Origin of the sequence: Antarctobacter jejuensis (genome assembly GCF_052266595.1) — a bacterium.
Classification (GTDB): Bacteria; Pseudomonadota; Alphaproteobacteria; order Rhodobacterales; family Rhodobacteraceae; genus Antarctobacter; species Antarctobacter jejuensis.
In genome coordinates, this window is record NZ_JBQQXJ010000003.1 from 307,805 (window position 1) to 332,417 (window position 24,613).

Here is a 24,613-nt window from a genome sequence, read left to right on the forward strand (position 1 = left end):
ACGCTTGGTCGGCAGGCACTTTCGGGGTAGGTTGCCGTATTGATCGGATTTGTTTTCCAGCGAAGGAACTCTCATGATGATGCGTTTGATTGTTGCCGGCTTTCTGCTGCTTCCGGGGGTCGTCCGGGCAGATGCCACCTGTGCCGAGATACAGGCCGCCTTTCGGGTGCCCCCGCCGCCCTCTGGCGTTTCCGAAGATCCGGGGGGGCCGCTGGGCTGTTCGCGGGAAGCTCTGCAGATGTTCATCTATAACATAAACGCGGTGGCCGAGGCGGAGCCGGTCGGGGATTTGTCAGACCTGCACGGCGTCTGGCTGGGTGATCTGGTGCTGCAATTCGTGGTTGGTGCGGTCGTTCCGGGACAGGAACTCCTGGTCTTTGCGCCGGGGAAGGAGCCGGGCACACTGGAAGTCCGGCAATACTGGATGAAGGCGGTGGCGCCAGCCGCAAACCCGCTCTGGTCCGAGGATGGCGAATACCTCGGGCTGATGGCGGAGGCGGTGCTGGAACGGGACCCGGGGGGCGCGTTCGTCGTCCCGCGCTTTGATGAGCAACCCGTGCGCTACAGCGGCCTACAGCTAGAGTTCCAGCGGTCGCATGACCTTGAAGTCAAGACAAAGATGAACCATTTCGAACTGCCGTTGGAGTTGCGTCTTGCGGGCGATGTTCTGGTGCTGGAGGGCGCGCTGCGCGATCCGGCCTCACGGAAGCAACTTGACTACGTTCAGACCTACACGCGGGTCGCGCCGGGGGCGGCGGAACTGGCGCTCGGTGTGGTGGCGGTGTTCGAACTCAGCCAATCGCGGAATTTCGATTGTCTCACGCACCAGATATCGGATGGCGAAGGGCCCTTTGTCGATGCGCTTGGCGATGACGGTATGGACGGGGTGAAACGGTTGGTCTTTCGTTTCATCGCTGAGGGGATGCGGCGTGAGCGGTTGGCACGCGAGATGCGCGCGGCCGTGGATGAGGAGACACGCGACCGGATGCGGCAGGAGATGAAGGACTTCATGGAAGGTTTCATCGGTTTCACCAGTTCCGACGAGGTGCGCGGGGCGATGCAGCGGATTGCCGAGGCAAGCGATGGTTTCTGCCCGAGTATTCGCTGAGCCGGTCAGGCGAGGATCAGCATTTCACAGGGACGTATGGCGCGGCGCAGGTTGGCGGTGGCCAGTTGCTTGCGTGTCGGATCCCGGTGAAAAGTCGAGGTTTGCAGCAGGTGGGCATGGGCCATCTTGGCCCGGATGCGCATATCGAGGATCTCTGGCCCGCTGAGGCCAGAGGCCGGGGCGACATCGAACAGCAGCATCTCGAACACCTCGCGGTGCGATACCGCGTCAGCGGAGTCCTCACCCATCAGCCAGTTGTGTTCCATGATGGCGGAATAGCGGCCAAGGCAGGAGGCAAAGATCTGCGTGCGTTCCCTTGGTTCCGGGCTGAGCGCGGCAAGCGGCCCGGCAAGCCCGGACAGAAGAGAGAGCGCGAGAAGAAGAGCTTTCATTTTGCTCATGAATGCGACTTTACACCCGAATTATGGCATAAAAACTGTGCGAAATGAAAACTTTTGCGACGGGTGCCGCGACGACACGATCCGCCGGGTCACGCGCCCAACGGGGCAAGCCCGATCACCAGCCGATCACACTGCTTCAGTTGCTGGGTGATCTGGCCAAGCGCATAGCGCGCGCGGCGCTGGTCCGTGTGGAACCGCGCGGTGTTCAGCAGATTTGCCGCCACGCGTTTCTGGGCGATGCGAAAGGATAACAGCGCGCGTTCCATGCGGAACTGTTCCGGCGCGTCGCGCAAGAGGGCGGTCTGCATAGCGGCGAATAGATCGCGGCGCATCCTGACCGCCTCGATATTGTCCTGCATCAGCCAGGCATGTTCCAGCAGGGCGGTATACCGTCCCCGGCAGGCGGAGAGCATCAGCGCCTCATCCGAGGGGGCGGCATTTTCTGCCGCTGGCAGCGCTGATCCAAGGAACAGGAGGAGCGTTGCGAGATATCTTCGCAATCCGTTCATGCACCGAACGCTACGCCTGATTGGTTAACAGGCGGTTGGAACAGCGTTCGGTGGGGGGCGACCGGCCCGTGAGCCGGTCAGAAAGGCATCATCCCAGGCTGATGCTGGCCGCGCTTTCCGGCAGTTCTTCGTCGAAACAGCGCTGGTAGAACTCGGCCACGGTCTGGCGCTCCAGCTCGTCGCATTTGTTCAGGAAGGACACGCGGAAGGCATAGCCGACGTCGCGAAAAATCTCGGCGTTCTGCGCCCAGGCGATCACGGTCCGGGGCGACATGACGGTCGACAACTCGCCGTTCATGAAAGCGCGGCGGCTGAAATCGGCCACGGTCACCATCTGGCGGATGGTCTTGCGGCCCTTTTCATTGTTGTAATGCGGCGCCTTGCTGAGAACGATGGCGGTTTCCGCGTCGATCGACAGGTAGTTCAGCGTCGCCACCAGTGACCACCGGTCCATCTGGCCCTGGTTGATCTGCTGGGTGCCGTGATACAGGCCCGTCGTGTCGCCAAGGCCCACGGTGTTCGCTGTGGCGAAGATGCGGAAGTACTTGTGCGGGGTGATGACCTCGTTCTGGTCCAGCAGGGTCAGCTTGCCGTCGGTTTCCAGCACACGCTGAATCACGAACATCACGTCGGCGCGGCCTGCGTCGTATTCGTCAAAGACGATGGCGGTGGGGTTGCGCAGCGCCCAGGGCAGGATACCTTCCTGGAACTGGGTGACCTGCTTGCCGTCGACCAGTTTGATGGCGTCCTTGCCGATCAGGTCGATCCGGCTGATGTGGCTGTCGAGGTTGACGCGCACGGCGGGCCAGTTCAGGCGCGAGGCGACCTGTTCGATATGCGTCGATTTGCCGGTGCCGTGATAGCCCTGAATCATCACGCGGCGGTTGTTGCGAAAGCCCGCAAGGATCGCCAGCGTCGTGTCGGGATCGAACTTGTAGGTCGAATCAATGTCCGGCACGCGGTCGGACCGGTCCGGAAAACCGTGCACGATCATGTCGGTGTCGATGCCGAACACCTCACGGACAGAGATTTCCTCGGTCGGTTTCGCGTTGATATCGATCATGCCGTCCGCCATTGTGCCCGCGTCCCTCTATCCAATCTGTATGTCTGGCGTTACGTGCAACATATTGCTGAGAGGGGCAAGGGGAAGTGGTGAGTCACAACGCATGACGGCGCAACAAGACATGGAGGCCCTGCTGGGCCGCGTGGCGCGCGGCGACCGGGGCGCTTTCCGCAAGCTTTATTCGGCGACCTCGCCGCGTCTCTACGGCCTCGCGCTGCAGATCCTGCGCGACGAAACCCTGGCTGAGGATATTCTGGAAGAGGTCTATGCCTCTGTCTGGGAGCGCGCGGGTCAGTACCGGCCGGCGATGGCGTCTCCGTTGACATGGCTGGTGACGATCACGCGGGATGCCGCGATCACGCGTCTTGCGGCGGAACGTGCCTCTGGTCGTGCCGCAGGCCCCTTGGACATCACCGAGCGTCTCTACCCGCCGCGCCCGTCGCAAGGCGATGTGGAGGGGCAGCGTGAAGAGGCCCGGGTGCTGGACGCCTGCATGCGCGAATTGCCGCGCGAGCGGGCGCAGATGCTGCGGCAGGCGTACCTCTACGGCGCAACCTATGCTGACCTTGCCCGGGGCGCGGGGGCCAGCGTGTCCAGCCTGCGCCGGGTTCTGCGCGGCGATCTGATCCACCTGCGCGACTGTCTGAGCAAATGAGCACGCAGAAGAACATTACCTTGCCCGGCGGCTTTGAGGCTGCGGCGGCGGAATACGCTCTGGGCCTGATGCCCAAAGAAGAGATCGAGGCGTTCGAGACGCGGCTGGCCGGGGACATCGACCTGCAACAGGACGTCGCGGCCTGGACCGAGTACTTTGCGACCTTCACCGACCCTGTCCCTCAGGTCGCGCCGCCGCCGCAGGTTCTGCGCCGGATCGAGTCGCGGATCTTTGGCAACGCCGCCAGCGTGCCATCGGTGTGGCGGCAGGTTCTGCCTTACCTCGTCGGTGCGGTGGCGGGGGTTGTTATTGCGTGGATCGTTTTCACCTCCGGGATGCTGCAGCCTGCGCGCCCGACGTTGCAGGCGGAGCTGACCGGGGCGGCGGAGTTGACCCTGTCGGCGCGCTTCGATCCGGAAACCGGGGTGCTGACATTGGACCGCCTGTCGGATGCGCCTCAGGAGGGGCGGGTGCTGGAACTCTGGCTGCTGCCCGAGGAGGGCGCGCCGGTGTCCCTGGCGCTGCTGCGGTCGGCAGAGACTTTGGTGGCGGTGCCGCCCGTCATGCTGACGCAACTGGACGGCGCGCGGCTGATGGTCAGCGAGGAACCGGCGGGCGGTGCGCCGGATGGCGCGCCTTCGGGTGCGGCCCGCGCCGAAGGGCGGCTTGAGGCAAACTAGGGGCGATTTGGCCTCGCCCCGCCCGCAGGCTGGCCCTATAAGGGCGCCGTCTGCCATCCCCAGCGCCAAGGAGAACCCCATGACCGGAGAGCTGTCCCCCATCGACAAGGCCAAGTTTGCCGCCGCGAAACAGGCTGCGAGCCTCGTGGAATCTGGCATGCGTGTGGGGCTGGGCACCGGCTCGACCGCGGCATGGCTGGTGCGGTGCCTGGGTGAGATGGTGCGCGAGGAGGGGCTGCGGTTCCGCGGCGTGCCGACCTCGACCCGCACCGCTGAACTGGCGCGGGATGTGGGGATCGAGGTGATCTCGCTCGATGAGGCGCGCTGGCTGGATATCACCATCGACGGCGCGGATGAGTTCGACGGCGACCTGAACCTGATCAAGGGCGGCGGCGGGGCACTGTTGCAGGAAAAGATCGTGGCCACGGCCAGCGACCAGATGGTTGTCATCGCCGACGCGGCCAAGGAGGTCGAGCGGCTGGGGGCCTTTCCGCTGCCAGTCGAGGTCATCCCCTTCGGGCTGCAGACCTCTCAGGCGCTGATCGAAGAGACCCTGGTGTCGATGGATGTGATGGGGCGTCAGACGACGCTGCGGATGAACGGGGACAAGCCGTTCTATACCGATGAGGGCAACCATATCCTAGACCTGCATCTGGGGCGGATCGGCAATGCCCGGCAACTGGCCATGGTGCTGAACCAGATCCCCGGCGTGGTGGAGAATGGGCTGTTCATCGATATCTGCGACAAGGTGATCATCGGCCACGGCGATGGCCGCGTGGAGACGCGGGATATCAATGAGGGCACGGTCAGCGAGACGCGGCTGGAATTTGTCGAGGATGACAACATTTTCAGCGACGTCTGAAAAGGCTGTCCACGCGTGGACAGCTTAGGGGGAATGCAGAATCAAGGGCTTAGGAGGGGTGGTTTAACCCTCTCTTAGGATTTGCGCAGGTTCCAGAGGCCTGCAGAAACCTGTCTTGGCCCCGGCGAATTCAGTAGTCGCGGGGGTCCCAATCCGCCGGCGGCACGCCGCGCCGGGAGAGCCGCAGGGCAAGGCCAAGCGCCACGCCCATTGCAATCGCCACGGTCAGATCGGCCACCACCGTCAGCACCAGCGTCAGCAACAACAGGACAAGGTCCGAGGGCCGCTCGGAGGCGTAGGTCCGCCATTTGTGCGGCTCGCTCATGTTCCAGGCTGTGAGGATCAGCAGGCCCGCAAGCGCGGGCATGGCCATGAACCCGGCCAGAGGCGCGGCGACCAGCATCACGATCAGGATCGTACCGGCATGGACCAGCCCGGCCACGGGCGTCCGGCCCCCGGCGCGGACGTTGGTTGCGGTGCGGGCGATGGCCCCGGTGACGGGCAGCCCGGCAAAGAGCGCGGAGCCGATATTGGCCGCGCCCTGCGCCAGCATTTCGGCGTTGGGGCGGTGCTTACCTTCGATCATCCGGTCGGCCACCATGGCCGACAGCAGGGATTCGACCCCGGCAAGGAAGGCGATCACAAAGGCGGAGGGCAGCAGTTCCGTCATCCGTTCCAGCGTGAAGGCGGGCAGGGCAGGCATCGGCAGGCCACGGGGCAACGCGCCAAAGCGCGACTGGATGCTGTCCACCGGCAGGGCGAAGATCGCGATCAGCGCGGAGACCGCGCCCACGGCAAGGATCAGCCCCGGAAACTGCGGCCATGCGCGGCGCAGCAGAACGATCATGATCATCGTCATCAGACCGGCGCCCAGCGATTCGGGGCTGAGGCTGTCGCGCGCCTCCCAATAGGCGGCCACCTTTGGCAGGAAATCGGCAGGCACCTCTGCCATCTGCAGGCCGAAGAGGTCCTTGAGCTGACTGGTGGCGATGATGATGGCGATGCCGATGGTGAATCCGTTGATCACCGGTTCCGGCACAAGCGCGATCAGCCGCCCGGCGCGCAGCGCGCCCGCGATCAGCAGGATGACCCCCGCCATCAGCGTCGCCATGACCAGCCCGTCATAGCCGTGGGTGACGATGACGTCATAGACCACCACGATGAAGGCCCCGGTCGGTCCCCCGATCTGCACCCGGCTGCCGCCCAGCAGGGAAACGAGGAAGCCGCCCACGATCGCCGTCACCAGACCTGCCGCCGGATCCGCGCCAGAGGCGATGGCGATGGCAAGGCTGAGGGGCAGCGCCACCATGGCAACGGTAATCCCGGCCAGCGTATCGCGCAGGAGCGCGTCGCCGGTGTAACCGGGCAGGGTGGTCAGAAGTTTGGGTGTCATGAGGATATCGCTACGCCTCTGCGGCGCGCGTCGCAAATGACGCAACGTCGCAGGTTTGTGGCCACCCGGATTTGATCAGGATTTGCGTAAGCTTTGATCAGGCCTGCGCAATCAGCCACCCGAGGTAGAGGCCATAGCCTGCCAAAAGTGCGCCCGCCTCCCGGCGCGAGATCCGCGCGCCGGTGGTGGCAAAGACCAAGAGGACAAGCGTGGTCGCCGACATGACCCAGACATCCAGCGCCATGACCTCTGCCGGGACGGCAATGGGGGTGACAAGGGCGGTGACGCCAAGAATACCCAGCAAGTTGAAGATGTTGCTGCCGATGATATTGCCAAAGGCCACGTCTCCTTCGCCCCGCCGGACCGCCATGACCGAGGTCACGAGTTCCGGCATCGAGGTGCCGATGGCGACGATGGTCAGCCCGATCAGCGTCTCCGACACGCCGGCCGCGGCGGCAAGGTTGACCGCGCCGATGACAAGAAAGCGCGCCCCGAGGATCGTCAGCGCCAGCCCCGCCAGCGCCAGCAGGGCAGAGGGCAGCATGCGGGCCGGGCGCACGGGCAGAAGGTCCGCCTCTCCCTCGTAGACCGCTGCGGCGGCGGTGCTGCTGCGCCTTTCGGCGATCAGCGTGCCGGTCAGATAGGCCGCGAGGGTGACCAGAAAGAAGATGCCGGTCAGGCGGCCGACCTCTCCCTGCAGCAGGGCGAAGACGCCGAAGCCGGTGGCCACGACCAGCATGCCGCCGTCGCGGATCAGCGCGCGGCGGTCCACGGCGATGGACCGCAAGAGCGCCGCCAACCCGAGGATCAGCAGCACGTTGCCGATATTGCTTCCCACCACGTTGCCCACCGCGATGCCGGGTGCGCCGCTGAGGGCTGCCTGCAGGCTGGTGACCAGTTCCGGCGCCGAGGTGCCGAAGCCGACAAGCGTCAGGCCGATCACCATCGGCGGCACGTTCAGACCGCGTGCCACGGCGACCGCGCCGCGCACCAGAAAATCGCCGCCCGCGACCAGCGCCGCCAGCCCGAGCAGAACGAACAGGATGTCCATGAAAGAAGTTCCTCAGATGCTCCGAAGCTGGAGCAGGCAGGATGTGGGAGTGCCGTGGCCAAGGTCAAGGGCCGGGCGGTGCGTCCGGAGGGCATTCGCCGTCTGGCCTTCGCAGGAGGCATGTGAAATACAACGGTGAAGCAATCTGGGAGCCACGCATGAGCGATTTCGACTATGATCTCTTTGTCATCGGCGGCGGGTCCGGCGGCGTGCGTGCGGCGCGCGTTGCGGCGGGGGAAACCGGGGCAAAGGTGGCTCTGGCCGAAATGGACCGTTATGGCGGCACCTGCGTGATCCGGGGATGCGTGCCGAAAAAGCTGATGGTCTTTGCCAGCGAATACGCCGGGATGCCCGCCGAGGCGCGCGCCTATGGCTGGGACATCGGGGACGGGGCCTTTGACTGGACGGCCTTTCGCGGCAAACTGAACGAGGAATTGGACCGGCTGGAGGGCGTCTATCGCAAGCTGCTGTCCGGTTCCAGCGTGGAGAGTTTCGATGCCCGCGCGCGGGTCAAGGACGCGCATACGGTCGAGCTGTCCACCGGCGAGGTGAAGACGGCGAAACATATCCTGATTGCCAGCGGCGGACACCCGGTGCGGCCCGACCTGCCGAATGCCGAGCTGGGCATGGTGTCGGATGACATCTTCCACATGGAACGGTTGCCGAAATCCATCCTGATCGTGGGGGGCGGCTATATCGCCTGCGAATTCGCCTGCATCCTGCATGGGCTGGGCGTGGAGGTGACGCAGTATTACCGCGGCGCGCAGATCCTGCGCGGCTTTGACGAAGAGGCGCGGGGGCTGATCGCGGATGCGATGAAGGAACGCGGGATCGACCTGCACACCGGCACCAACATCGTCGAGATGCACCGCGCGGGTGATCCGCGCGAAGAGGGGCTGGACGCCGCCCCGGTCGAGGCCAAGCAATACGGTGGCGACGATCACGCTGGCCCCAGCGACGGGTTGATCCGGGTCAAGGCAACCAATGGCAATATCCGCGAGTTCGACGCGGTGCTGTTCGCCACTGGCCGCAAGCCCAACACCGGGGACATGGGGCTGGAAGAGGCGGGCGTGACCCTGACCCGCAACGGCGCCATCGAGGTGGACGAGTACAGCCAGAGCAAGGTTCCCTCGATCTATGCCATCGGCGATGTGACCGACCGGGTGAACCTGACGCCGGTGGCGATCCGCGAGGGCATGGCCTTTGTTGACACGGTGTTCCGGGGCAAGCCGACGCCGGTGGATCACGAGTTGATCCCCTCGGCGGTCTTTACGCAGCCCGAGATGGGCACCGTGGGCCTGAGCGAAGAGGACGCGCGCGACCGTGAAGAGATCGAGGTCTACTGCACCTCATTCCGGCCGATGCAGACCGCCTTTGCCGATCAGCCCGACCGGGTGCTGATGAAGCTGATCGTCAGCTGCGAGACGCGCAAGGTGCTGGGCTGTCATATCGTGGCGCCGGGGGCGGGCGAAATGATCCAGCTTGCCGGGATCGCGATCAAGATGGGCGCGACCAAGGAAGACTTTGACAGGACGGTGGCGGTACACCCCACCATGTCTGAGGAAATCGTGACCATGCGCAACCCGATCCGCCGTTCCTGATAGCGGCAGAATGCAGCGGAACGCTTGAAATTGCGGGCCGCGCGCACAGGTAGAAAAGCAATCCGAGAGACGAGGAAGGAACCGAGTTCATGGCAGGTAACAGCGGCGGCCCCTGGGGGGGCGGCGGTGGCAACCAGAACGGCGGCGGAAACGGCCAGCGCCCGCCGAGTGGCGGCGGGGGCGGCGGACGCCGTCCGGAGGAAGGCCAGATCCCCGAAATCGACGAGCTGATGAAAAAGGGCCAGGAACGGCTGCGCGTCCTGATGGGCGGCCGTGGCGGCAACGGCGGCAAGAACGGCTCCGGTGGCGGCGGCGGTCCGGGCGGTCCCGGTCTGACGCGCGGCACCGTGGCGCTGGGCGTCATCGGGCTGGTCGCGCTTTGGGCCTTTGGATCGTTCTACACGGTCCGGCCCGAAGAGCAGTCGGTGGAACTGTTCCTTGGTAGCTATTCGGACACCGGCAACCCGGGTCTGAACTTTGCCCCCTGGCCGCTGGTCACCTACGAGGTGGTCAACGTGACCTCGGAACGGACCGAAACCATCGGTGGCGGACGCGGCGGCAATGACGGTCTGATGCTGACCACCGACGCGAACATCGTCGACATCGATTTCCAGGTGGTCTGGAACATCGCGGATCCGTCCAAGCTGTTGTTCAATATCCGCGACCCGCAGCTGACCGTTCAGGCGGTGTCTGAATCGGTCATGCGCGAGATCATCGCGGCCTCGAACCTTGCCCCGATCCTCAACCGTGACCGTGGCGCCATCGCCGACAGCGCGCGTGAGCAGATCCAGGCGACGCTGGACGAATACGAGTCCGGCATCAGCATCGTCCGGATCAACCTTGATACCGCCGACCCGCCCGCCGAGGTGATCGACGCCTTCCGCGCCGTTCAGGCCGCGGAACAGGAACGTGACCGGCTGGAGCGTCAGGCGGATGCCTATGCCAACCGTGTCGTGGCCGAGGCCCGTGGTGCCGCCGCTCAGGTGCGCGAAGAGGCCGAAGGCTATCGCGCGCAGGTGGTGAACCAGGCGCTGGGTCAGGCGGCGCGCTTTACTTCCGTTCAGCAGGAATACGCGCTGGCCCCGGAAGTGACCCGCCGCCGTCTTTATATCGAAACGATGGAAAGCGTGCTGGGATCGGTCGACAAGATGATCCTCGACAATTCGGTGACCAGTGGCGGCGGGGCCGGGGGCGGTGTTGTGCCCTACCTGCCGCTCAATGAACTTCGCCGCAGCAGCGGAGGTGACCAGTGATGCGCAAGACAACCTATCTTTTGCCCGTTCTCGTGGTGGGCATCGTCGTGTTCCTGTCGTCGATCTTTGTCGTCGACGAACGCGAAAAGGCGCTGGTGCTGCAGTTCGGTCAGATCCGCGCGGTCAAGGAAGACCCGGGACTGGCGTTCAAGATCCCGCTCATTCAGGAAGTGGTCCGCTACGACGACCGTATCCTGTCGCTGGACACGCAGACCATCGAAGTCACGCCTTCAGATGACCGCCGCTTGGTGGTCGACGCCTTTGCTCGTTACCGGATCGCCGACGTGGTCCAGTTCCGGCAGGCCGTGGGCATCGGCGGCATCCGCGTCGCAGAGGACCGTCTGGGCGGCATTCTGACCGCGCAGATCCGTGAGGTTCTGGGTGCCGATCAGGTCACCTCCGACCGGATCCTGTCCGTCGACCGTCGTGAGCTAATGAACCGCATCCGTGACAGCGCCCGCGAAGAAGCGCGCTCGCTGGGGCTGGACGTGGTCGACGTGCGACTGAAGCAGACCAACCTGCCGGCGCAGAACCTTGACGCCACCTTTGACCGGATGCGGGCAGAGCGTGAACGTGAGGCGGCGGACGAACGTGCCCGTGGTAACGAAGCGGCGCAGCGCGTGCGCGCCTTGGCCGATCGTACCGTGGTCGAGACCCTGTCTGAGGCGGAACGCGAAGCCAACGTGATCCGCGGTGAGGCGGATGCCGAGCGGAACCGGATCTTTGCCGAAGCCTATGGCGCGGACCCGGAGTTCTTTGCCTTTTACCGGTCGCTGCAGGCCTACGAAAATTCGCTGAAAGGCGAAAATTCGACCATGGTCATGACGCCGGACAGCCAGTTCTTCGACTACTTCAAGAACGAGGTGGCGATTGGCGAACCGCTGAGCCAGGCCGTGCCGCGTGCCAGCACGGTGGCCCCGGCGGCACCGACGGCGGATCCGGGCACGGACCCCGCCCCGGCGACACCCGCCCCGGCGGATCCGGCGCCCGCGCCGACCGAACCCGCCCCGGCTCCGGACGCGCCTGAACCCGACGCGACGCCCACCGACAATTGACCGGGTCGGACATCATACTGGGGATCGGAATGGTCCTCGTCATCGAGGGGCTGGTCTATGCACTGGCCCCTTCGCTTGTGGAGCGCCTGCTGGAGGCGCTGCGCATCTTGCCGTTGGAGCAAAGGCGCATGATCGGGCTGTTGTCCGTGGTCAGCGGTGTCGCGGTTCTGTGGATCGCCAAGGGGTGACGCCCCATGTGGGCGTGGCGGGGGCTCTGCCTCCGTCTCCCTGCGGTCGACGCCCCCGAGGTATTTGAAAGCCCAAAGAAGGCCGGGCGCGCCTGTTCCGGGTGGCCGTGCGGGGCGGTTTTCAAGGGCCGGGCGCGGAACAGACCGCCGAAACAAGCTGATTTTCGCCAAAAGCGAGTCACGCCCTCGTGAGATCGCGGATTAGGGTCTTTGGTGTTGCGCGCGCGCACCTATGTTTGTCACAGTGAACTACAGGAGGCAGGCGGTAGCGCGTGGCCTGCGCGGCTGCTGGCTGGCAGAGACAAGGAGATCCCTTTGAAACCTCAATCCCTCGCTCTGACTCGGGAGAATGCGACACCGTTGCGGCTGTTCTGGCTTGCGACGCTGTCGATGGTCCTGATCGTATCGCAATCCCTCATGGCGCAGGCGCGCGGCGTGCCCGAAAGCTTTGCCGATCTCGCCGAGCGGATCAGTCCCGCCGTCGTCAACATCACCACCTCGACCACGGTGGCCGGGCGCACGGGGCCGCAGGGCATCGTGCCCGATGGCTCTCCCTTCGAGGATTTCTTTCGTGAATTCCAGGATCGCGGCGGGCCGAGCCGTCCGCGCCGGTCCTCGGCGCTGGGCTCCGGCTTTGTGATTTCCGAAGACGGGTTCATCGTCACCAACAACCACGTCATCGAAGGCGCCGACGAGATCACCATCGAGTTCTTCGAAGGGTTCGAGCTGCCGGCGACGCTGATCGGCACCGACCCGAACACCGACATCGCCCTGCTGAAGGTCGAGGCGGATGAGCCGCTGAAATACGTCAAGTTCGGCGACAGCAACACCATGCGTGTCGGCGACTGGGTCATGGCCATGGGCAACCCGCTTGGGCAGGGCTTTTCGGTCTCGGCCGGGATCGTTTCAGCCCGCAACCGGGCGCTGAGCGGCACCTATGACGATTACATCCAGACCGATGCCGCCATCAACCGCGGCAACTCTGGTGGGCCGCTGTTCAACATGGACGGCGACGTGATCGGCGTGAACACCGCGATCCTGTCGCCCAACGGCGGGTCGATCGGCATCGGCTTTTCGATGGCGTCGAACGTGGTGGTCAATGTGATCGACCAGCTGAAGGAATTCGGCGAGACGCGCCGTGGCTGGCTGGGCGTGCGCATCCAGGACGTCGGTGACGACGTGGCCGAGGCGCTGGGCCTTGCCGAAGCCAAGGGCGCGCTGGTGTCCGACGTTCCCGAAGGTCCGGCGAAAGAGGCCGGGATGCTGGCCGGTGACGTGATCGTGTCCTTCGACGGGGTCGACGTGCAGGACACCCGGCAGCTGGTGCGTGTGGTCGCCAATACGCCCGTCGGCAAGGCGGTGCGCGTGGTGGTCAACCGCGACGGCGCCACGCAGACGCTGAAGGTGACGCTGGGCCGTCGCGAAGAGGCGCAGGGCGCGGTTCCGGCAGCGGCACCGGCGGTGCCGGACACCCCGGACGAGGTGCAGGTGCTGGGCCTGACGCTGAGCCCGCTGACGGATGAGATCCGCAGCGAGTTGAGCCTTGCCGATGGCACGCAGGGTCTGGCGGTCATGGATGTGGACACCACGGCGGAGGCCTATGAAAAGGGGCTGCGCGCGGGGGACATCGTGACCGAGGCCGGCCAGAACGCCGTGACAAGCATCGAGGATCTGGAAGACCGGATCGCCGAGGCGCGTGACGAGGGCCGCAAGTCGATCCTGCTGCTGGTGCGCCGCAACGGCGACCCGCGGTTCGTGGCGCTGTCGCTCGATCAGGGCTGATCGGGTTTTCGACGCCAGACAAGAAAAGAGGGCGGTCCCGCGGGGCCGCCCTTTTTGATTTCCGTCGCCTGCGTGGTCGTGCGCCTGTGGTGCCTTATAGCGGTTCGGTGAGGTCGATCGCGACGAGGCCGAGCGCGCGGGCGGTTTCCAGCGAAAGCTGCGCGCTGGTGAGGCCGCGCTCTGACTGGTATTTGCGGATGGCGGCGGTGGTGGGGGCGTCCAGCGCGCCGGTGACATTGCCCGCGAAATAGCCGCGCGCCGCCAGCGCCCGCTGGAGCGAGGCGATGAACTCTGGGGTCATCTGGTGCGGGCAGGGGGCCGCGAAGGTGATTTCGGAGCGTTCCTGAACCACGCGCGGCACCGGACCCTTGCGGTAGATCGGCGGGCGGATCATGGTGCCGTCCTCTGCGATCTCGGCCTGCACCACCTGCACCTGACCCATGACCTGTTCGTAGATCGCCGGTGTGACGTCGCGGGCGCGGCAGGTGCCGTCGGCCATCTGTTCGGCGGGCGGGGGCGGGCCTTCGGGGCCCTGCGCCTCACGCGAGACGGCCTGCGGGGTGTCGCAGGCGGACAGCAGGACAAGCGCACAGAACGGCGCGATGCCGCGGGCTGCGGTGGATCGGGAACGGGACATGACTGCTCGGGCCTCTGGTGTGCCTTTTTGTTGGCGGCACAATAGCCGATTGGCTGCGATCTGCCTAGATTGCCGGACGCGGGCGCGCGCCTTGTTGCCCAAGTGCCGCCTAGGGTGCGTCGAGGAGCCGGTCGAGCAGGGGGGAGATATCCTCGATCTGTTCGGAGATCACATGGGTCACGCCATTGTCGCGCTGCACGCGGCCGGTGACCCGCAGCATCCGTCCGGCGATCACCGCGCGGCGGAACGCCTCATACATCTTGCGCCAGACGATGATGTTCACGACGCCGGTTTCATCCTCCAGCGTGATGAAGATGACGCCCTTGGCGGTGCCGGGGCGCTGCCGCAGGATGACGATCCCGGCGACGGTGACGCGCGCGCCGTTGGGCGGCTCACCCAGACGGTTGGCGGGAATGCAGGAGGGCGGGCGGGGCCATGTCATGAGAACGAATGTAGAACATCTGCCGCACCGCGCCAAGCCGCCGCCGCGCGAATTTTGGGCGCGTGCGGGCGGCCTGCGGCAATTCGGTGCGGAAACCGGGCCGGTCTGACGCGGAACGCCGGGAAAATGACGCAAAGGAGGCTGGAAGGCGGCGCGGGAGCCGACTAGGTATGGCGCTGATCAGAATTCAGGAGCGGTGGAATGGCGAAGATCACCTACATCGAGCACAACGGCACGGAACATGTCGTCGACGTCCCCAACGGGCTGACCGTGATGGAAGGCGCGCGGGACAACAATATCCCCGGAATCGAGGCGGACTGCGGCGGCGCTTGCGCCTGTTCCACCTGCCACGTCTACGTGGCGGAGGACTGGGTCGAGAAGCTGCCCGGGCGCGAGGACATGGAAGAGGACATGCTCGATTTCGCCTATGAGCCGGATCCCAAGCGGTCCCGCCTGACTTGCCAGTTGCGCGTGACCGACGAGTTGGACGGTCTGGTGGTGCAGATGCCGGAAAAGCAGATCTGATGGCGCGGGCATTTCCCGGGTCGGCGAGGATCGCTTCGCTTGGTGGAAATGCCGCTCAGGCGCCGCGTCGGCCATTGCGTCTGTTGGACCGTTGCGTCCGCGGCGCGTGGCTGATGTCGTTCTTTTTGGCAACGTCGCTTGCGCCCGCCGTGGCGCAGGAGGCGGTCTCTGCCCGCTATGAAGGCGAGGTGACGCGTTACCCGCATGGCGTGCTGGGGGACGAGATCGAATATGACACGCTGGCGGTGACCCTGTCGGATGGGCGCGTCCTGCGGCGCCGCTGGGAGGCACCGCTGGTGTTCGAAGATGTGGCGCCGCGTCTCTGGGACGTGACCGGGGACGGGGTGCCGGAGATCGTGACCGTGGAAAGCCATGCGGCGCGGGGCGCGCGGCTGGCGATCTGGTCGGTGTCTGACGGGGATCTTGCGCCGCTGGCGGCGACACCGTTCATCGGACAGCGGTTCCGCTGGCTGGCGCCTGTGGGGGCGGCGGATCTGGATGGCGATGGCGCGATCGAGATCGCCTATGTCGACCGCCCGCATCTGGCCAAGACCCTGCGCGTCTGGCGCTATGCGGATGGCGCGCTGCGCGAGGTTGCGGCGCTGCCCGGCGTCACCAACCATCGCATCGGCTGGGACTACATCGTCGGCGGGCTGCGGAGCTGTGACGCGGGACCGGAGATGATTCTGGCCAGCGGAGACTGGGCGCGGATCGTGGCGGTAAGGTATGACGGCGAGTTGAGCACGCGCGATCTTGGGGCCTATGACAGGGGCCGGATCGACGCGGCGCTGGCGTGCCGCTGAGGCGGGTTTCCCTGCTGCCCGCCTGAAAACCTTGCGCCCAACAGGGAACCAATTCCGCTTTCACGAGATAACCTGTTGGCTGTTGTCGGCACCCCGGCGGCGACAGGCCGCCCTCGGCGATGGGTCGAGGCCAGCAGGAAAGCGCAACAATGGCCCCCAGGACCACCCCCCCGAAAATCGCCGTCATCGGATTGGGCCCGCGCGGGCTGGGCGCCTTGGAGTCGCTGGCCGCGCAGGTGCGTCAGGCGGATGTGTCGCTGTCGGTGGATGTCTTCGACGCGCTGCCCGCCTGCGGGGCCGGGCCGAATTTCGATCCGGACGAAAGCCGGTTCTGCCTGTTGAACATCCCCATGCGGGACATTGCGATCCGGCCGCCGGGCTTCACCCGGGTGGGCGGCTTTGCCGACTGGCTGGAGGATGCGCCCGGTCCGGACGTCTTTCCGGCCCGTGCCGATCTGGGCCGATACCTTGAGGCGCGCTGGTCCGATCTGACGGACCTTGGATTGCTGGCGCTGACGCTCCGGGCGGTGCGGGTGGAGGCCGTCCAGCGGGTGTCCGGGGGATGGGTGCTGCAGGCGGAGGGGCAGCGGTATGGCCCCTATGCCGAAGTGCTGCTGACGCCGGGCCAGCCGGAGGTGCGCCCCGATCCGCAATTGACGGATTGGCAGGCGCACAGTGGGCACTCATCGGGCAGGCTGATGCAGGCTTATCCGGCGCGGGATCTTGCGGCCGCAGCGGCGGATTGGGCAGGGCAAACGGTGGCGATCCGGGGGCTGGCTCTCTCGGCCTTTGACGTGCTGCGGGCGTTGACCACGGCGCAGGGCGGGCGGTTTGACGGCGGGCGCTATCACGCCTCGGGGCGGGAGCCCGCGCGGGTCGTTCCGTTTTCGCTGGACGGCAAGCCGCCCTTTCCGAAGCCGGGGACCGAGGCGCTGGACGCGCGGTTTGCGCCTCTGGACGAGGAAACCGCAGTGTTCGAACGGGCCATTGGCAAGGCGGCGAGTGGGTCGGCAGAGGAGGTGGCGCCGCTGATCACCTCTGCGCTTGTGCCGGTGGTGGCGCGTATCCTGCCGGATGCCGGTGCGGCGCAGGTAGAGGACTGGCTGGCGACGGAGTGGGAAACACCGGGCGCGCAGGAGGGCGGCGGACCCGTCGAGACCTTGCAGGACGGGATCGCGATGGCCGCCGGGCAGGCTGAGCCCACCATCGGATATGTGGTCGGGCAGGTCTGGCGGAAATGGCAGGATCCCTTGCGGATCGGGTACAACCCCGCCGAGACCCCGCCGGAGACCGCGCAGAAGATCATAGACTTCGACGAGGGGCTGAAACGCTATTCCTACGGGCCGCCCCTGTCCGCCAGTGTCGAGCTTGCGGCGCTGATCGAGGCCGGGCTGGTCGATCTGGACCTGTCCGCCGATCCCGGGATCGAGATGGTGGATAAGGGCTGGGCACTGACCCTGAACGGCCGGACAGAGGTGGCCAGGGTCATGATCGACGGCGTGATGCCTTCGCCCGATCCGGAGGCCGTGACGGCCGAGCCGGTGGCGGGGCTGGTGAAGGACGGACGGATGAGCGTGCTGGCCGAGGGGCTGGCGGCGCGGACGGCGGCGGATGGCACCTTGATCGGGGCGGACGGGCAGGCGGTGCCCGGGCTGTGTCTGCTGGGGCGGCTGGCCTTGGGCAGCGTGGTGGCGTCGGACTCCCTGCACGACTGTTTCGGGGCCTCTGGCCAACGCTGGGCCGAGGGAGTGATCAAGCGCACTGGCTGACCGGAATTGGCGGGCCGGAACAGGCAAGATAGGGGCTTTGCTTTCGCGGCGGCGCGAATTACCCATGGCGCCCATGAAAATACTCTTTCTTGGTGATGTAATGGGCCGCGCCGGGCGGCAGGCGATCACGGATCGCTTGCCCGGTTTGCGCGCGGATTGGCGTTTGGATTTCGTGATCGTGAACGCGGAAAACGCCACGAACGGACATGGGCTGTCAGCAGAACATGCAAAGGCCATCTTCGAGGCCGGGGCGGATGTGATCACGCTGGGCGATCACGCCTTTGACCAGAAGGAAATGCTGACCCATATCGAGGGCGAAAACCGTATCATCCGTCCGCTGAACTTTGCCCGGCAGGCGCCGGGACGGGGCGCGGCGCTGTACAAGGACGCGCGCGGGCGCAAGGTGCTGGTGGTGCAGGCGCTGGGGCAGGTGTTCATGAGCCGCGCCTATGACAGCCCCTTTGTCGCGGTGGACGAGACCCTGAAACGCCATCCGCTGGGCGGACAGGCGCAGGCCATCGTGATCGATATCCATTGCGAGGCCACCTCGGAGAAGATGGGCATGGGCCATTTCTGCGACGGGCGGGCAAGCCTTGTGGTGGGCACCCATACCCATGTGCCGACCTCGGACACCCAGATCCTGCCGGGCGGGACGGCGTTCCAGTCGGACGCGGGCATGTGCGGCGACTACAATTCCGTCATCGGGATGGAACCGGCGGAACCGCTGCGCCGCTTTGTCAACGGCATGGCCAAGGGCCGGTTCAACCCGGCGCTGGGTGAGGCAACGCTGTCCGGCGTCTATGTCGAGACCGACGACATGACCGGCAAGGCGCGCCGGGTCGAGATGGTGCGGCAGGGCGGACGGCTGGCACCGGCGGGACCGTGAACCGACTGCTGCCCTTTGCCACGCTGGTCGTGACCGGCGCGGCCTGGGGGGCGACGCAACCGCTGACCAAGGTCGCCGTTTCCGAAGGCTACAAGCATTTCGGGCTGATCTTTTGGCAGACCGTGCTGCTGTCGCTGATCCTTGGGGCGCTGACGCTGCTTAAGGGCAAGCGCCTGCCGCTGCACGGCCGGGCGCTGCAGCTATACCTGTTCGTGGCGCTGGTGGGCACGCTGTTGCCGGGGATCGCCGGCTATCAGGCGGCGGTGCATCTGCCGTCCGGCGTATTGTCGATCCTGTTGAGTTCGGTGCCGATGTTCGCGCTGCCCGTGGCCCTGATGCTGGGCATCGAGCGGCTGGAGCCTGCACGGGTTCTGGGCCTGCTCCTTGGTCTTGGCGGGGTGGCGCTGTTGGTGCTGCCGGAGGCGAGCCTGCCCGAGGGCGTCAAGGCGCTGTGGATCGGCGTCGCGCTGATTTCTTCGCTGTGTTACGCGGTCGAGGGCAACGTGGTGGCCCGCTGGGGCACGGCGGGGCTGGATGCGGTGCAGGTGCTGGCGGGGGCCTCTGTCATGGGCGTTGTGCTGAGCCTGCCGCTGGCCGCGTTCAGCGGGCAATTCATCACCCCCGCCTTGCCTTTGACCGTCCCGGACAAGGCGGTGATCGCCAGTGGATTCCTGCACGCCTTTGCCTATTCTTCTTATGTCTGGCTGGTGGGGCGGGCGGGATCCGTCTTTGCCGCTCAGGTCAGCTATCTGGTGACGCTGTTCGGGCTGGGCTGGGCGATGCTGTTTCTGGACGAGGCCTATACCGGCTGGGTCTGGGCCGCGACTGCCTTGATGATGGGCGGTATGGTTTTGGTGCAACCGCGGCGGGTCAAACTGCTTGTACCGGCCCCCGCGCCGGGCCAGAATGCGGCGGGTTGAGAGCAGGCGGACATGCAACAAATGTTGGCGATGGAACTGGGCCAATCGGGTCAGGCAATTGTGGCGCTCGGCGTCGTTTTCGTCATGTTCGTGCTCTTTGTGAGCGAGGCTTATCCGACCGAGGTGACAGCCATCGGCGGAGTCGCGGTCTTGTTGTTCATGGGGGTGCTGCCCTATGAGGCGGCGCTGGGCGTGCTGTCCAACCCGGCCCCCTGGACCATTGCGGCGATGTTCGTGGTCATGGGGGCGCTGGTGCGAACCGGGGCGCTGGATGCCATAACCAACCTTGCGCAGTCGGCGGTTGCGACCAATCCCCGGCTTGCGGTGGGGGGGATCCTGCTGCTGGTGGTCGTGGCATCGGCCTTTATGAACAACACGCCGGTGGTGGTGGTGATGCTGCCGATCTTCGTTCAGATCGCGAAATCTCTGGGCATAGCGCCGTCGAAGCTGTTGATTCCGCTCAGTTATGCCGCGATCCTTGGCGGCACGACCACGCTGATCGGCACCTCGACGAACCTGCTGGTGGACGGTGTTGCGCGTTCTGCCGGGTTGGAGCCTTTCACGATTTTCGAGGTCACGCCCCTTGCCGCCATTCTGGCGGTTGCGGGCATGCTGTTCGTGCTGGTCGCCGGGCCGTTCCTGCTGCCAGAGCGGACCTCGATGGCGGGGATGCTGTCGGACCGGAGCCGGATGAAGTTTTTCACCGAGGCGGTGATTCCCCCGGAATCCAACCTTGTCGGGCGCGATGTTCTGGGCGTGCAGCTGTTCAAGCGCGACGGGGTGCGGCTGATCGACGTGATCCGGGGCGATGAATCGCTGCGCCGCAACCTGCAGGGGGTTGAACTGCAGGTGGGCGACCGGGTGGTGTTGCGCACGCAGATGACGGAACTGCTGTCTCTGCAGCGCAACAAGGAATTGAAGCGCGTCGATCAGGTTTCGGCCAAGGAAACATCGACGGTCGAGGTGCTGATCACGCCGGGCTGCAAGATGGTGGGCCGCAGCCTTGGCGCGCTGCGCCTGCGCCGCCGGTTCGGTGTCTATCCGCTGGCCGTGCACCGCCGGAACCAGAACATCGGTCGTCAGCTGGACGATCTGGTGGTGCGCGTGGGCGATACGCTGCTGCTGGAAGGCAGTCCCGACGATATCAAGCGGCTGGCCAACGAAATGGAACTGGTCGACGTGGCGCATCCCACGGTCCGGGCGTTCCGGCGCGGTCACGCGCCGGTTGCCATCGGCGCGCTTGCGGCCATCGTGGTGCTGTCGGCGCTGGGGATTGCGCCTATTCTGGCGCTGGCGGTAATCGCGGTCGCTGTGGTGCTGTTGACCCGCTGTATCGACTCGGATGAGGCGTTTTCTTTTGTCGAGGGCCAGTTGCTGGCGCTGATCTTCTCCATGCTGGCGATCGGCGCGGCGCTGGAGGCGTCGGGCGCCGTGAAACTGCTGGTTGAGGCCATCGCGCCATACCTGATGGATTTGCCGCCGGTCTTGTTGGTGGCATCGGTCTTCTTCCTGACCTCGGCCCTGACAGAGGCGGTGAGCAACAATGCGGTTGCCGTTGTGGTGACGCCGGTGGCCATCGGTCTTGCGCAGGCAATCGGAGTGGACCCGCGCCCGCTTGTGGTGGCGGTGATGATCGCCGCCTCCTGCGCATTTGCGACGCCGATCGGATACCAGACAAATACGCTGGTCTATGGTCCCGGCGGATACCGGTTCACGGATTTCACGCGCATCGGCCTTGGGATGAACCTGTTGATCGGTGTTCTGGCCTCGTTGTTGATCCCGTTTTTCTGGCCGCTGTAGTCCGCGGGTGATGCCGCGTCCTTGTGGAGGCGCGGCTCTTTGTAGACCCTTGCGTTACGCTGCATTTTGCGGCAAAAGGCAGCAAGGTGCCGCATGATGCGGATTCGAAACCGTCGAGTAATCCATGTCCAGCAATGTTCCCGAAGCGCGGCAAAGCCTGCTGCGCGCCCGTTTGCAACGCGGTCTTCCGTTGGAGGTGCAGGCGCTTGCCTCTGAATTCGGCGTGTCCATCGACACGGTGCGGCGCGATCTGAAACTGCTGCAATCGCAGGGGGTTGCGCGCTGTGTGCGCGGTGGCGCGATGCCGGTCAGCCGTCCGGGGCCGGACGCCCTGACGCGGGTGGCCACCTCTGGCGCGCGGAACGAGGCGCTGGCGGCGGCAGCCCTGCCGCTGATCGAGGATGGCATGGTCCTGATGATGGACGGCGGGGCGACGGTGCTGGCGCTGGCGCAGGTCATGCCGGCGCTGCCGGATTGCCTTGTGGTGACGCCCGCGCCCGCCGTGGCGCTGGCCTGCCTTGCCGCCGGTGTGAAAACGCAACTGATCGGCGGCAGGCTGTCCCCCTCGGGCGCGATCACTGTTGGACATGCGGCGGTGCGGGAGTTGGAGGACATCGCTGCCGATCTGGTCTTTCTGGGCGTCTGCGGCATCGACCCCGGGTTCGGGTTCAGCGCCGATGATCGGGACGAGGCGGATGTGAAGCGCGCCATGATCTCCGCCAGCCACCGCGCGGTGGCCGTGACCGGCGCGGCCAAGCTGAACCGCCGGGCCCGGCACCGCGTCTGCCCCTGCGAGGAGTTGGACCTGATGATCACCGATGCGGCGACCCGGACAACGGCAGGCTTTTCCGAGGCCGGGCTGGAGGTGCGCAATGTCTAGGATCCGGACCCCTTGGCGCAGCGTTTCCGCCGCTTTTGCTCTGAATGGCGTGCTGTTGGGCTGTTGGGCCTCGCGCGTGCCGACCTTTGTGGACCGGCTGGCGCTGTCCGAAGGGATGCTGGGTGTCCTGTTGCTGTTGATGGGTGTGGGCGCGCTGATCTCTTTCCCGCTGGCGGGCAGCCTGTCCGACCGGCACGGGGCGGTCAGGGTCACGCGCTGGACCGGGGCGGTCTATCTCTTGTCCGTGGTTGCCGTAGGCTTTGCGCCCTCTGTCGGTTTCCTTGGGCTGGCGCTGTTCCTGTTCGGCGTCTTTCACGGGTCGATGGACGTGGCGATGAACAGCTGGGCGACCGAGGTCGAGAAACACATGGGCCGCTCTGTCATGTCCTCGTTTCACGCGATGTGGAGCCTTGGCGCCGGGCTGGGCGCGGGCGGCGGCTATCTGGCGACCAGCATCGGCGCGGGGACGGGGCCGCATTTCCTGATTGCGGCGGTGGTTGCGGGGATGGTGTTCTGGCCGTTCCTGCAGGCCCCCTGGACGTCACGCATCCGGCAGACGCCGGTCAAGGCGCCGATCTTTGCCTTTCCGCACGGCGCGCTGATCCTTGTCGGCTTTATGGCGCTGGCCGCCGGGCTGGGCGAGGGGGCAGCGGCGGATTGGTCGGCGGTCTACCTGCGCGACGTGTTGGGCCGGCCCGAGTCGCAGGCGACGCTGGGCTATGCGGCCTTTTCGGTGACCATGGTGATCATGCGCCTCAGCGTCGATCGGATCATCACCCGGTTTGGCCCGCAGGCGGTGGCGCGGGTGGCGGGTGTGCTGGCGGCCAGCGGCTTTTTCCTCTGCGTTCTGACCGATGCCTTGCCCGTGGCGCTGATCGGGTTCGTGCTGATGGGCATGGGCTATGCGGCGGTCATCCCCATGGCCTTTTCGCGGGCCGCCCATGATCCCGAGGTGCCCGCCGGGCAGGCCATCGCCTCTGTCGCGACGTTGGGCTATGGCGCGATGTTGCTGGGGCCGCCTGCCATCGGATTCATCGCCGAGGCGACCTCGCTGCGCCTGTCCTTCGTGATGGTCGGGGGCCTTGCCCTGCTGATCGCGGCGTTTGCCCCGGCGCTGGGGCGGAGCCGGGTACTGGCCGCAGGGTGAACGCCGAGGCCCTGTGCAGGGCGGGGCCTATTGACAGCCGATTGCTCCATCGGCCACCGTTTGTCCCTTGCCACGGGGGGAAATCATGCTGCGCCACATCGTCCTTGTGACCATCAAACCTGAGGCGACGCCGAAACAGCGCGCGGACTGGCGCGCCGACTTGATCGCGATGTGCGAGGAGTCTCCGGAGGTTCTGTCCTACACCTTTGGCACAAATGTTGGCAGTGGCCCGAACCACCATGACACGGCGCTGGTGGCGGATTTCAAAGACTACAAATCGTTCAAGCAGTATGTCGATGGCGCGCGGCACAAGGACTATGTGATGAACCATGCGCGGCATGTGGTGGAAAAGCTGGCCGCCATTCAGCATGAGTTGTGACGGCACAGGCCGCGCTGACAGCGCCGCCGGAAACGGGCCTGTCGGCCTCTACCCGTAGCGCGCGACAAAGCCTTCGAGGATGCGCGCCGGTTCCGTGACCGCGGCGGCGTGCACCTGTTCGATCAGGCGGTCGGCCTCTTCGGGGTCAAAGTAGCCCCGGTGGCGGTAGATGTGGATGCGGGTTTCGAACTCCGCGCCGTCTGCCTCGGGGTGGAACTGGGTCGCGTAGACGTTCTGCCCGTAGCGGATCATCTGGTAAGGGCAGGGGCCCGAAGAGATCAGGTGCACCGCGCCTTTGGGCAGGTTCTGCACCGCTTCCTTGTGGCCCACCAGCGCCTCGAACTGCGCCGGCATGGTCGAGGTCAGCGGATCCTCTGCGCCGTCCTCTGTGGTGTAGCAGGTGACCGGCCCCACCGGTTCGCCAAAGCGTTTCTTGGACACCTCGGCGCCAAGGTGATGCGCAAGGATACCGATGCCATAGCAGCAGCCCATGAAGGGCACGTCCTGCGCCGTGATGCGCGGCATCAGGGACAGGATCGTATGTTCGATATGCGCCTCTATCGGGTCCTTGGTCTGTACCGGATCGCTGACACAGCCCGGCCCGCCACCGACGATGATGCCGGCGTAATCCACCGGGTCGAGATTTGCGGGCAGGGGTTCCTGATCCAGTCGGATACGCAGGACGCGGGCCTCGTCCAGACCGGACTTGTCCAGCATGGCGCGGTACTCGGAATCGCTCGCCTCTTTTTCGGGGCGAAGCTGAAGGAGGAGAAATCGGCTCATGCCCTGATCGCTACCTCAGCCGGGCCGGGCGCGCAACGTAT

At 65.7% G+C, this 24,613-nt stretch carries 26 protein-coding genes; 18 read left to right on the top strand and 8 right to left on the bottom strand.

All coding sequences use genetic code 11. The features are described from left to right. The first annotated feature begins 73 nt into the window (after window positions 1-73). Window positions 74-1,108 (top strand): hypothetical protein, encoded by a 1,035-nt coding sequence (locus ACTXGA_RS06530; protein ID WP_443392329.1) that lies wholly within the window; start codon window positions 74-76, stop codon window positions 1,106-1,108. 5 nt (window positions 1,109-1,113) lie between these two features. Here ACTXGA_RS06530 and ACTXGA_RS06535 read toward each other — a convergent pair whose 3' ends face one another. The 3 genes from ACTXGA_RS06535 to cobS form a co-directional block, all read right to left on the bottom strand. Then, on the bottom strand, window positions 1,114-1,509 hold the full coding sequence (locus tag ACTXGA_RS06535) for a hypothetical protein (RefSeq protein ID WP_443392330.1): 396 nt from the start codon (window positions 1,507-1,509) through the stop codon (window positions 1,114-1,116). Between the two features lie 89 nt (window positions 1,510-1,598). Then, the gene (locus ACTXGA_RS06540; protein ID WP_443392331.1) at window positions 1,599-2,009 is read right to left on the bottom strand and encodes a hypothetical protein; all 411 of its coding nucleotides are present in this window, start codon (window positions 2,007-2,009) and stop codon (window positions 1,599-1,601) included. Between the two features lie 97 nt (window positions 2,010-2,106). Continuing rightward, window positions 2,107-3,093, bottom strand: coding sequence for a cobaltochelatase subunit CobS (gene cobS, locus ACTXGA_RS06545; protein ID WP_443392332.1), 987 nt, complete (start codon window positions 3,091-3,093; stop codon window positions 2,107-2,109). A 91-nt stretch (window positions 3,094-3,184) separates the two neighbouring features. On the opposite strand from cobS, the gene ACTXGA_RS06550 reads away from it, so the two are divergent. The 3 genes from ACTXGA_RS06550 to rpiA all read left to right on the top strand — a co-directional run bounded on the left by ACTXGA_RS06550 (window position 3,185) and on the right by rpiA (window position 5,278). Continuing rightward, window positions 3,185-3,736 carry a sigma-70 family RNA polymerase sigma factor gene (locus ACTXGA_RS06550; protein ID WP_443392333.1) on the top strand — a complete coding sequence of 184 codons (552 nt, stop codon included), beginning with the start codon at window positions 3,185-3,187 and terminating at the stop codon, window positions 3,734-3,736. After that, a complete protein-coding gene (locus tag ACTXGA_RS06555; RefSeq protein ID WP_443392334.1) occupies window positions 3,733-4,416 on the top strand; it encodes an anti-sigma factor in 684 nt (227 codons plus the stop codon). The genes ACTXGA_RS06550 and ACTXGA_RS06555 overlap by 4 nt, the downstream gene beginning before the upstream one ends. Window positions 4,417-4,495: 79 nt before the next feature. After that, window positions 4,496-5,278 carry a ribose-5-phosphate isomerase RpiA gene (gene rpiA / locus ACTXGA_RS06560; RefSeq protein ID WP_443392335.1) on the top strand — a complete coding sequence of 261 codons (783 nt, stop codon included), beginning with the start codon at window positions 4,496-4,498 and terminating at the stop codon, window positions 5,276-5,278. Between the two features lie 130 nt (window positions 5,279-5,408). Here rpiA and ACTXGA_RS06565 read toward each other — a convergent pair whose 3' ends face one another. After that, entirely contained in the window at window positions 5,409-6,671 is a 1,263-nt protein-coding gene (locus tag ACTXGA_RS06565) for a SulP family inorganic anion transporter (protein WP_443392336.1), read from the bottom strand. Window positions 6,672-6,768: 97 nt separating this feature from the next. Further along, complete coding sequence (locus ACTXGA_RS06570; RefSeq protein WP_443392337.1) at window positions 6,769-7,722, bottom strand: calcium/sodium antiporter; 954 nt, start codon at window positions 7,720-7,722, stop codon at window positions 6,769-6,771. A gap of 158 nt (window positions 7,723-7,880) precedes the next feature. On the opposite strand from ACTXGA_RS06570, the gene ACTXGA_RS06575 reads away from it, so the two are divergent. The 5 genes from ACTXGA_RS06575 to ACTXGA_RS06595 all read left to right on the top strand — a co-directional run bounded on the left by ACTXGA_RS06575 (window position 7,881) and on the right by ACTXGA_RS06595 (window position 13,601). Then, window positions 7,881-9,323, top strand: a complete 1,443-nt coding sequence (locus ACTXGA_RS06575) for an FAD-dependent oxidoreductase (protein WP_443392338.1) — start codon at window positions 7,881-7,883, stop codon at window positions 9,321-9,323. Between the two features lie 89 nt (window positions 9,324-9,412). Next, window positions 9,413-10,576 carry an FtsH protease activity modulator HflK gene (gene hflK, locus ACTXGA_RS06580; protein ID WP_443392339.1) on the top strand — a complete coding sequence of 388 codons (1,164 nt, stop codon included), beginning with the start codon at window positions 9,413-9,415 and terminating at the stop codon, window positions 10,574-10,576. Then, entirely contained in the window at window positions 10,576-11,631 is a 1,056-nt protein-coding gene (gene hflC, locus ACTXGA_RS06585) for a protease modulator HflC (RefSeq protein WP_443392340.1), read from the top strand. Before hflK ends, hflC begins: the two co-directional genes overlap by 1 nt. Then, on the top strand, window positions 11,628-11,819 hold the full coding sequence (locus ACTXGA_RS06590; protein ID WP_443392341.1) for a DUF2065 domain-containing protein: 192 nt from the start codon (window positions 11,628-11,630) through the stop codon (window positions 11,817-11,819). The genes hflC and ACTXGA_RS06590 overlap by 4 nt, the downstream gene beginning before the upstream one ends. Window positions 11,820-12,134: 315 nt before the next feature. Beyond that, window positions 12,135-13,601, top strand: a complete 1,467-nt coding sequence (locus ACTXGA_RS06595) for a DegQ family serine endoprotease (RefSeq protein WP_443392342.1) — start codon at window positions 12,135-12,137, stop codon at window positions 13,599-13,601. Between the two features lie 94 nt (window positions 13,602-13,695). Here the strand turns inward: ACTXGA_RS06595 and ACTXGA_RS06600 are convergent, their stop codons facing one another. Further along, complete coding sequence (locus tag ACTXGA_RS06600; RefSeq protein WP_443392343.1) at window positions 13,696-14,238, bottom strand: peptidoglycan-binding domain-containing protein; 543 nt, start codon at window positions 14,236-14,238, stop codon at window positions 13,696-13,698. Window positions 14,239-14,347: 109 nt separating this feature from the next. Next, complete coding sequence (locus ACTXGA_RS06605) at window positions 14,348-14,680, bottom strand: OB-fold nucleic acid binding domain-containing protein (protein ID WP_443392344.1); 333 nt, start codon at window positions 14,678-14,680, stop codon at window positions 14,348-14,350. Window positions 14,681-14,881: 201 nt separating this feature from the next. On the opposite strand from ACTXGA_RS06605, the gene ACTXGA_RS06610 reads away from it, so the two are divergent. The 9 genes from ACTXGA_RS06610 (at window position 14,882) to ACTXGA_RS06650 (ending at window position 23,789) form a co-directional block, all read left to right on the top strand. Then, window positions 14,882-15,205, top strand: a complete 324-nt coding sequence (locus ACTXGA_RS06610) for a 2Fe-2S iron-sulfur cluster-binding protein (protein ID WP_443392345.1) — start codon at window positions 14,882-14,884, stop codon at window positions 15,203-15,205. A 113-nt stretch (window positions 15,206-15,318) separates the two neighbouring features. Further along, a complete protein-coding gene (locus tag ACTXGA_RS06615) occupies window positions 15,319-16,008 on the top strand; it encodes an FG-GAP repeat domain-containing protein (RefSeq protein ID WP_443392346.1) in 690 nt (229 codons plus the stop codon). Between the two features lie 149 nt (window positions 16,009-16,157). Then, the gene (locus tag ACTXGA_RS06620; RefSeq protein WP_443392347.1) at window positions 16,158-17,777 is read left to right on the top strand and encodes an FAD/NAD(P)-binding protein; all 1,620 of its coding nucleotides are present in this window, start codon (window positions 16,158-16,160) and stop codon (window positions 17,775-17,777) included. A 73-nt stretch (window positions 17,778-17,850) separates the two neighbouring features. Beyond that, complete coding sequence (locus ACTXGA_RS06625; protein ID WP_443392348.1) at window positions 17,851-18,663, top strand: TIGR00282 family metallophosphoesterase; 813 nt, start codon at window positions 17,851-17,853, stop codon at window positions 18,661-18,663. Next, window positions 18,660-19,583 (top strand): DMT family transporter, encoded by a 924-nt coding sequence (locus tag ACTXGA_RS06630; RefSeq protein WP_443392349.1) that lies wholly within the window; start codon window positions 18,660-18,662, stop codon window positions 19,581-19,583. The genes ACTXGA_RS06625 and ACTXGA_RS06630 overlap by 4 nt, the downstream gene beginning before the upstream one ends. 21 nt (window positions 19,584-19,604) lie before the next feature. Further along, entirely contained in the window at window positions 19,605-21,383 is a 1,779-nt protein-coding gene (locus ACTXGA_RS06635) for an SLC13 family permease (RefSeq protein ID WP_443392416.1), read from the top strand. Window positions 21,384-21,507: 124 nt separating this feature from the next. Beyond that, window positions 21,508-22,263, top strand: coding sequence for a DeoR/GlpR family DNA-binding transcription regulator (locus ACTXGA_RS06640; RefSeq protein ID WP_443392350.1), 756 nt, complete (start codon window positions 21,508-21,510; stop codon window positions 22,261-22,263). Beyond that, window positions 22,256-23,410 (top strand): MFS transporter, encoded by a 1,155-nt coding sequence (locus ACTXGA_RS06645; protein WP_443392351.1) that lies wholly within the window; start codon window positions 22,256-22,258, stop codon window positions 23,408-23,410. Before ACTXGA_RS06640 ends, ACTXGA_RS06645 begins: the two co-directional genes overlap by 8 nt. 85 nt (window positions 23,411-23,495) lie before the next feature. Then, entirely contained in the window at window positions 23,496-23,789 is a 294-nt protein-coding gene (locus ACTXGA_RS06650; protein ID WP_443392352.1) for a Dabb family protein, read from the top strand. Window positions 23,790-23,837: 48 nt separating this feature from the next. Here the strand turns inward: ACTXGA_RS06650 and ACTXGA_RS06655 are convergent, their stop codons facing one another. Next, on the bottom strand, window positions 23,838-24,572 hold the full coding sequence (locus tag ACTXGA_RS06655) for a glutamine amidotransferase (protein WP_443392353.1): 735 nt from the start codon (window positions 24,570-24,572) through the stop codon (window positions 23,838-23,840). Window positions 24,573-24,613: the final 41 nt, after the last annotated feature.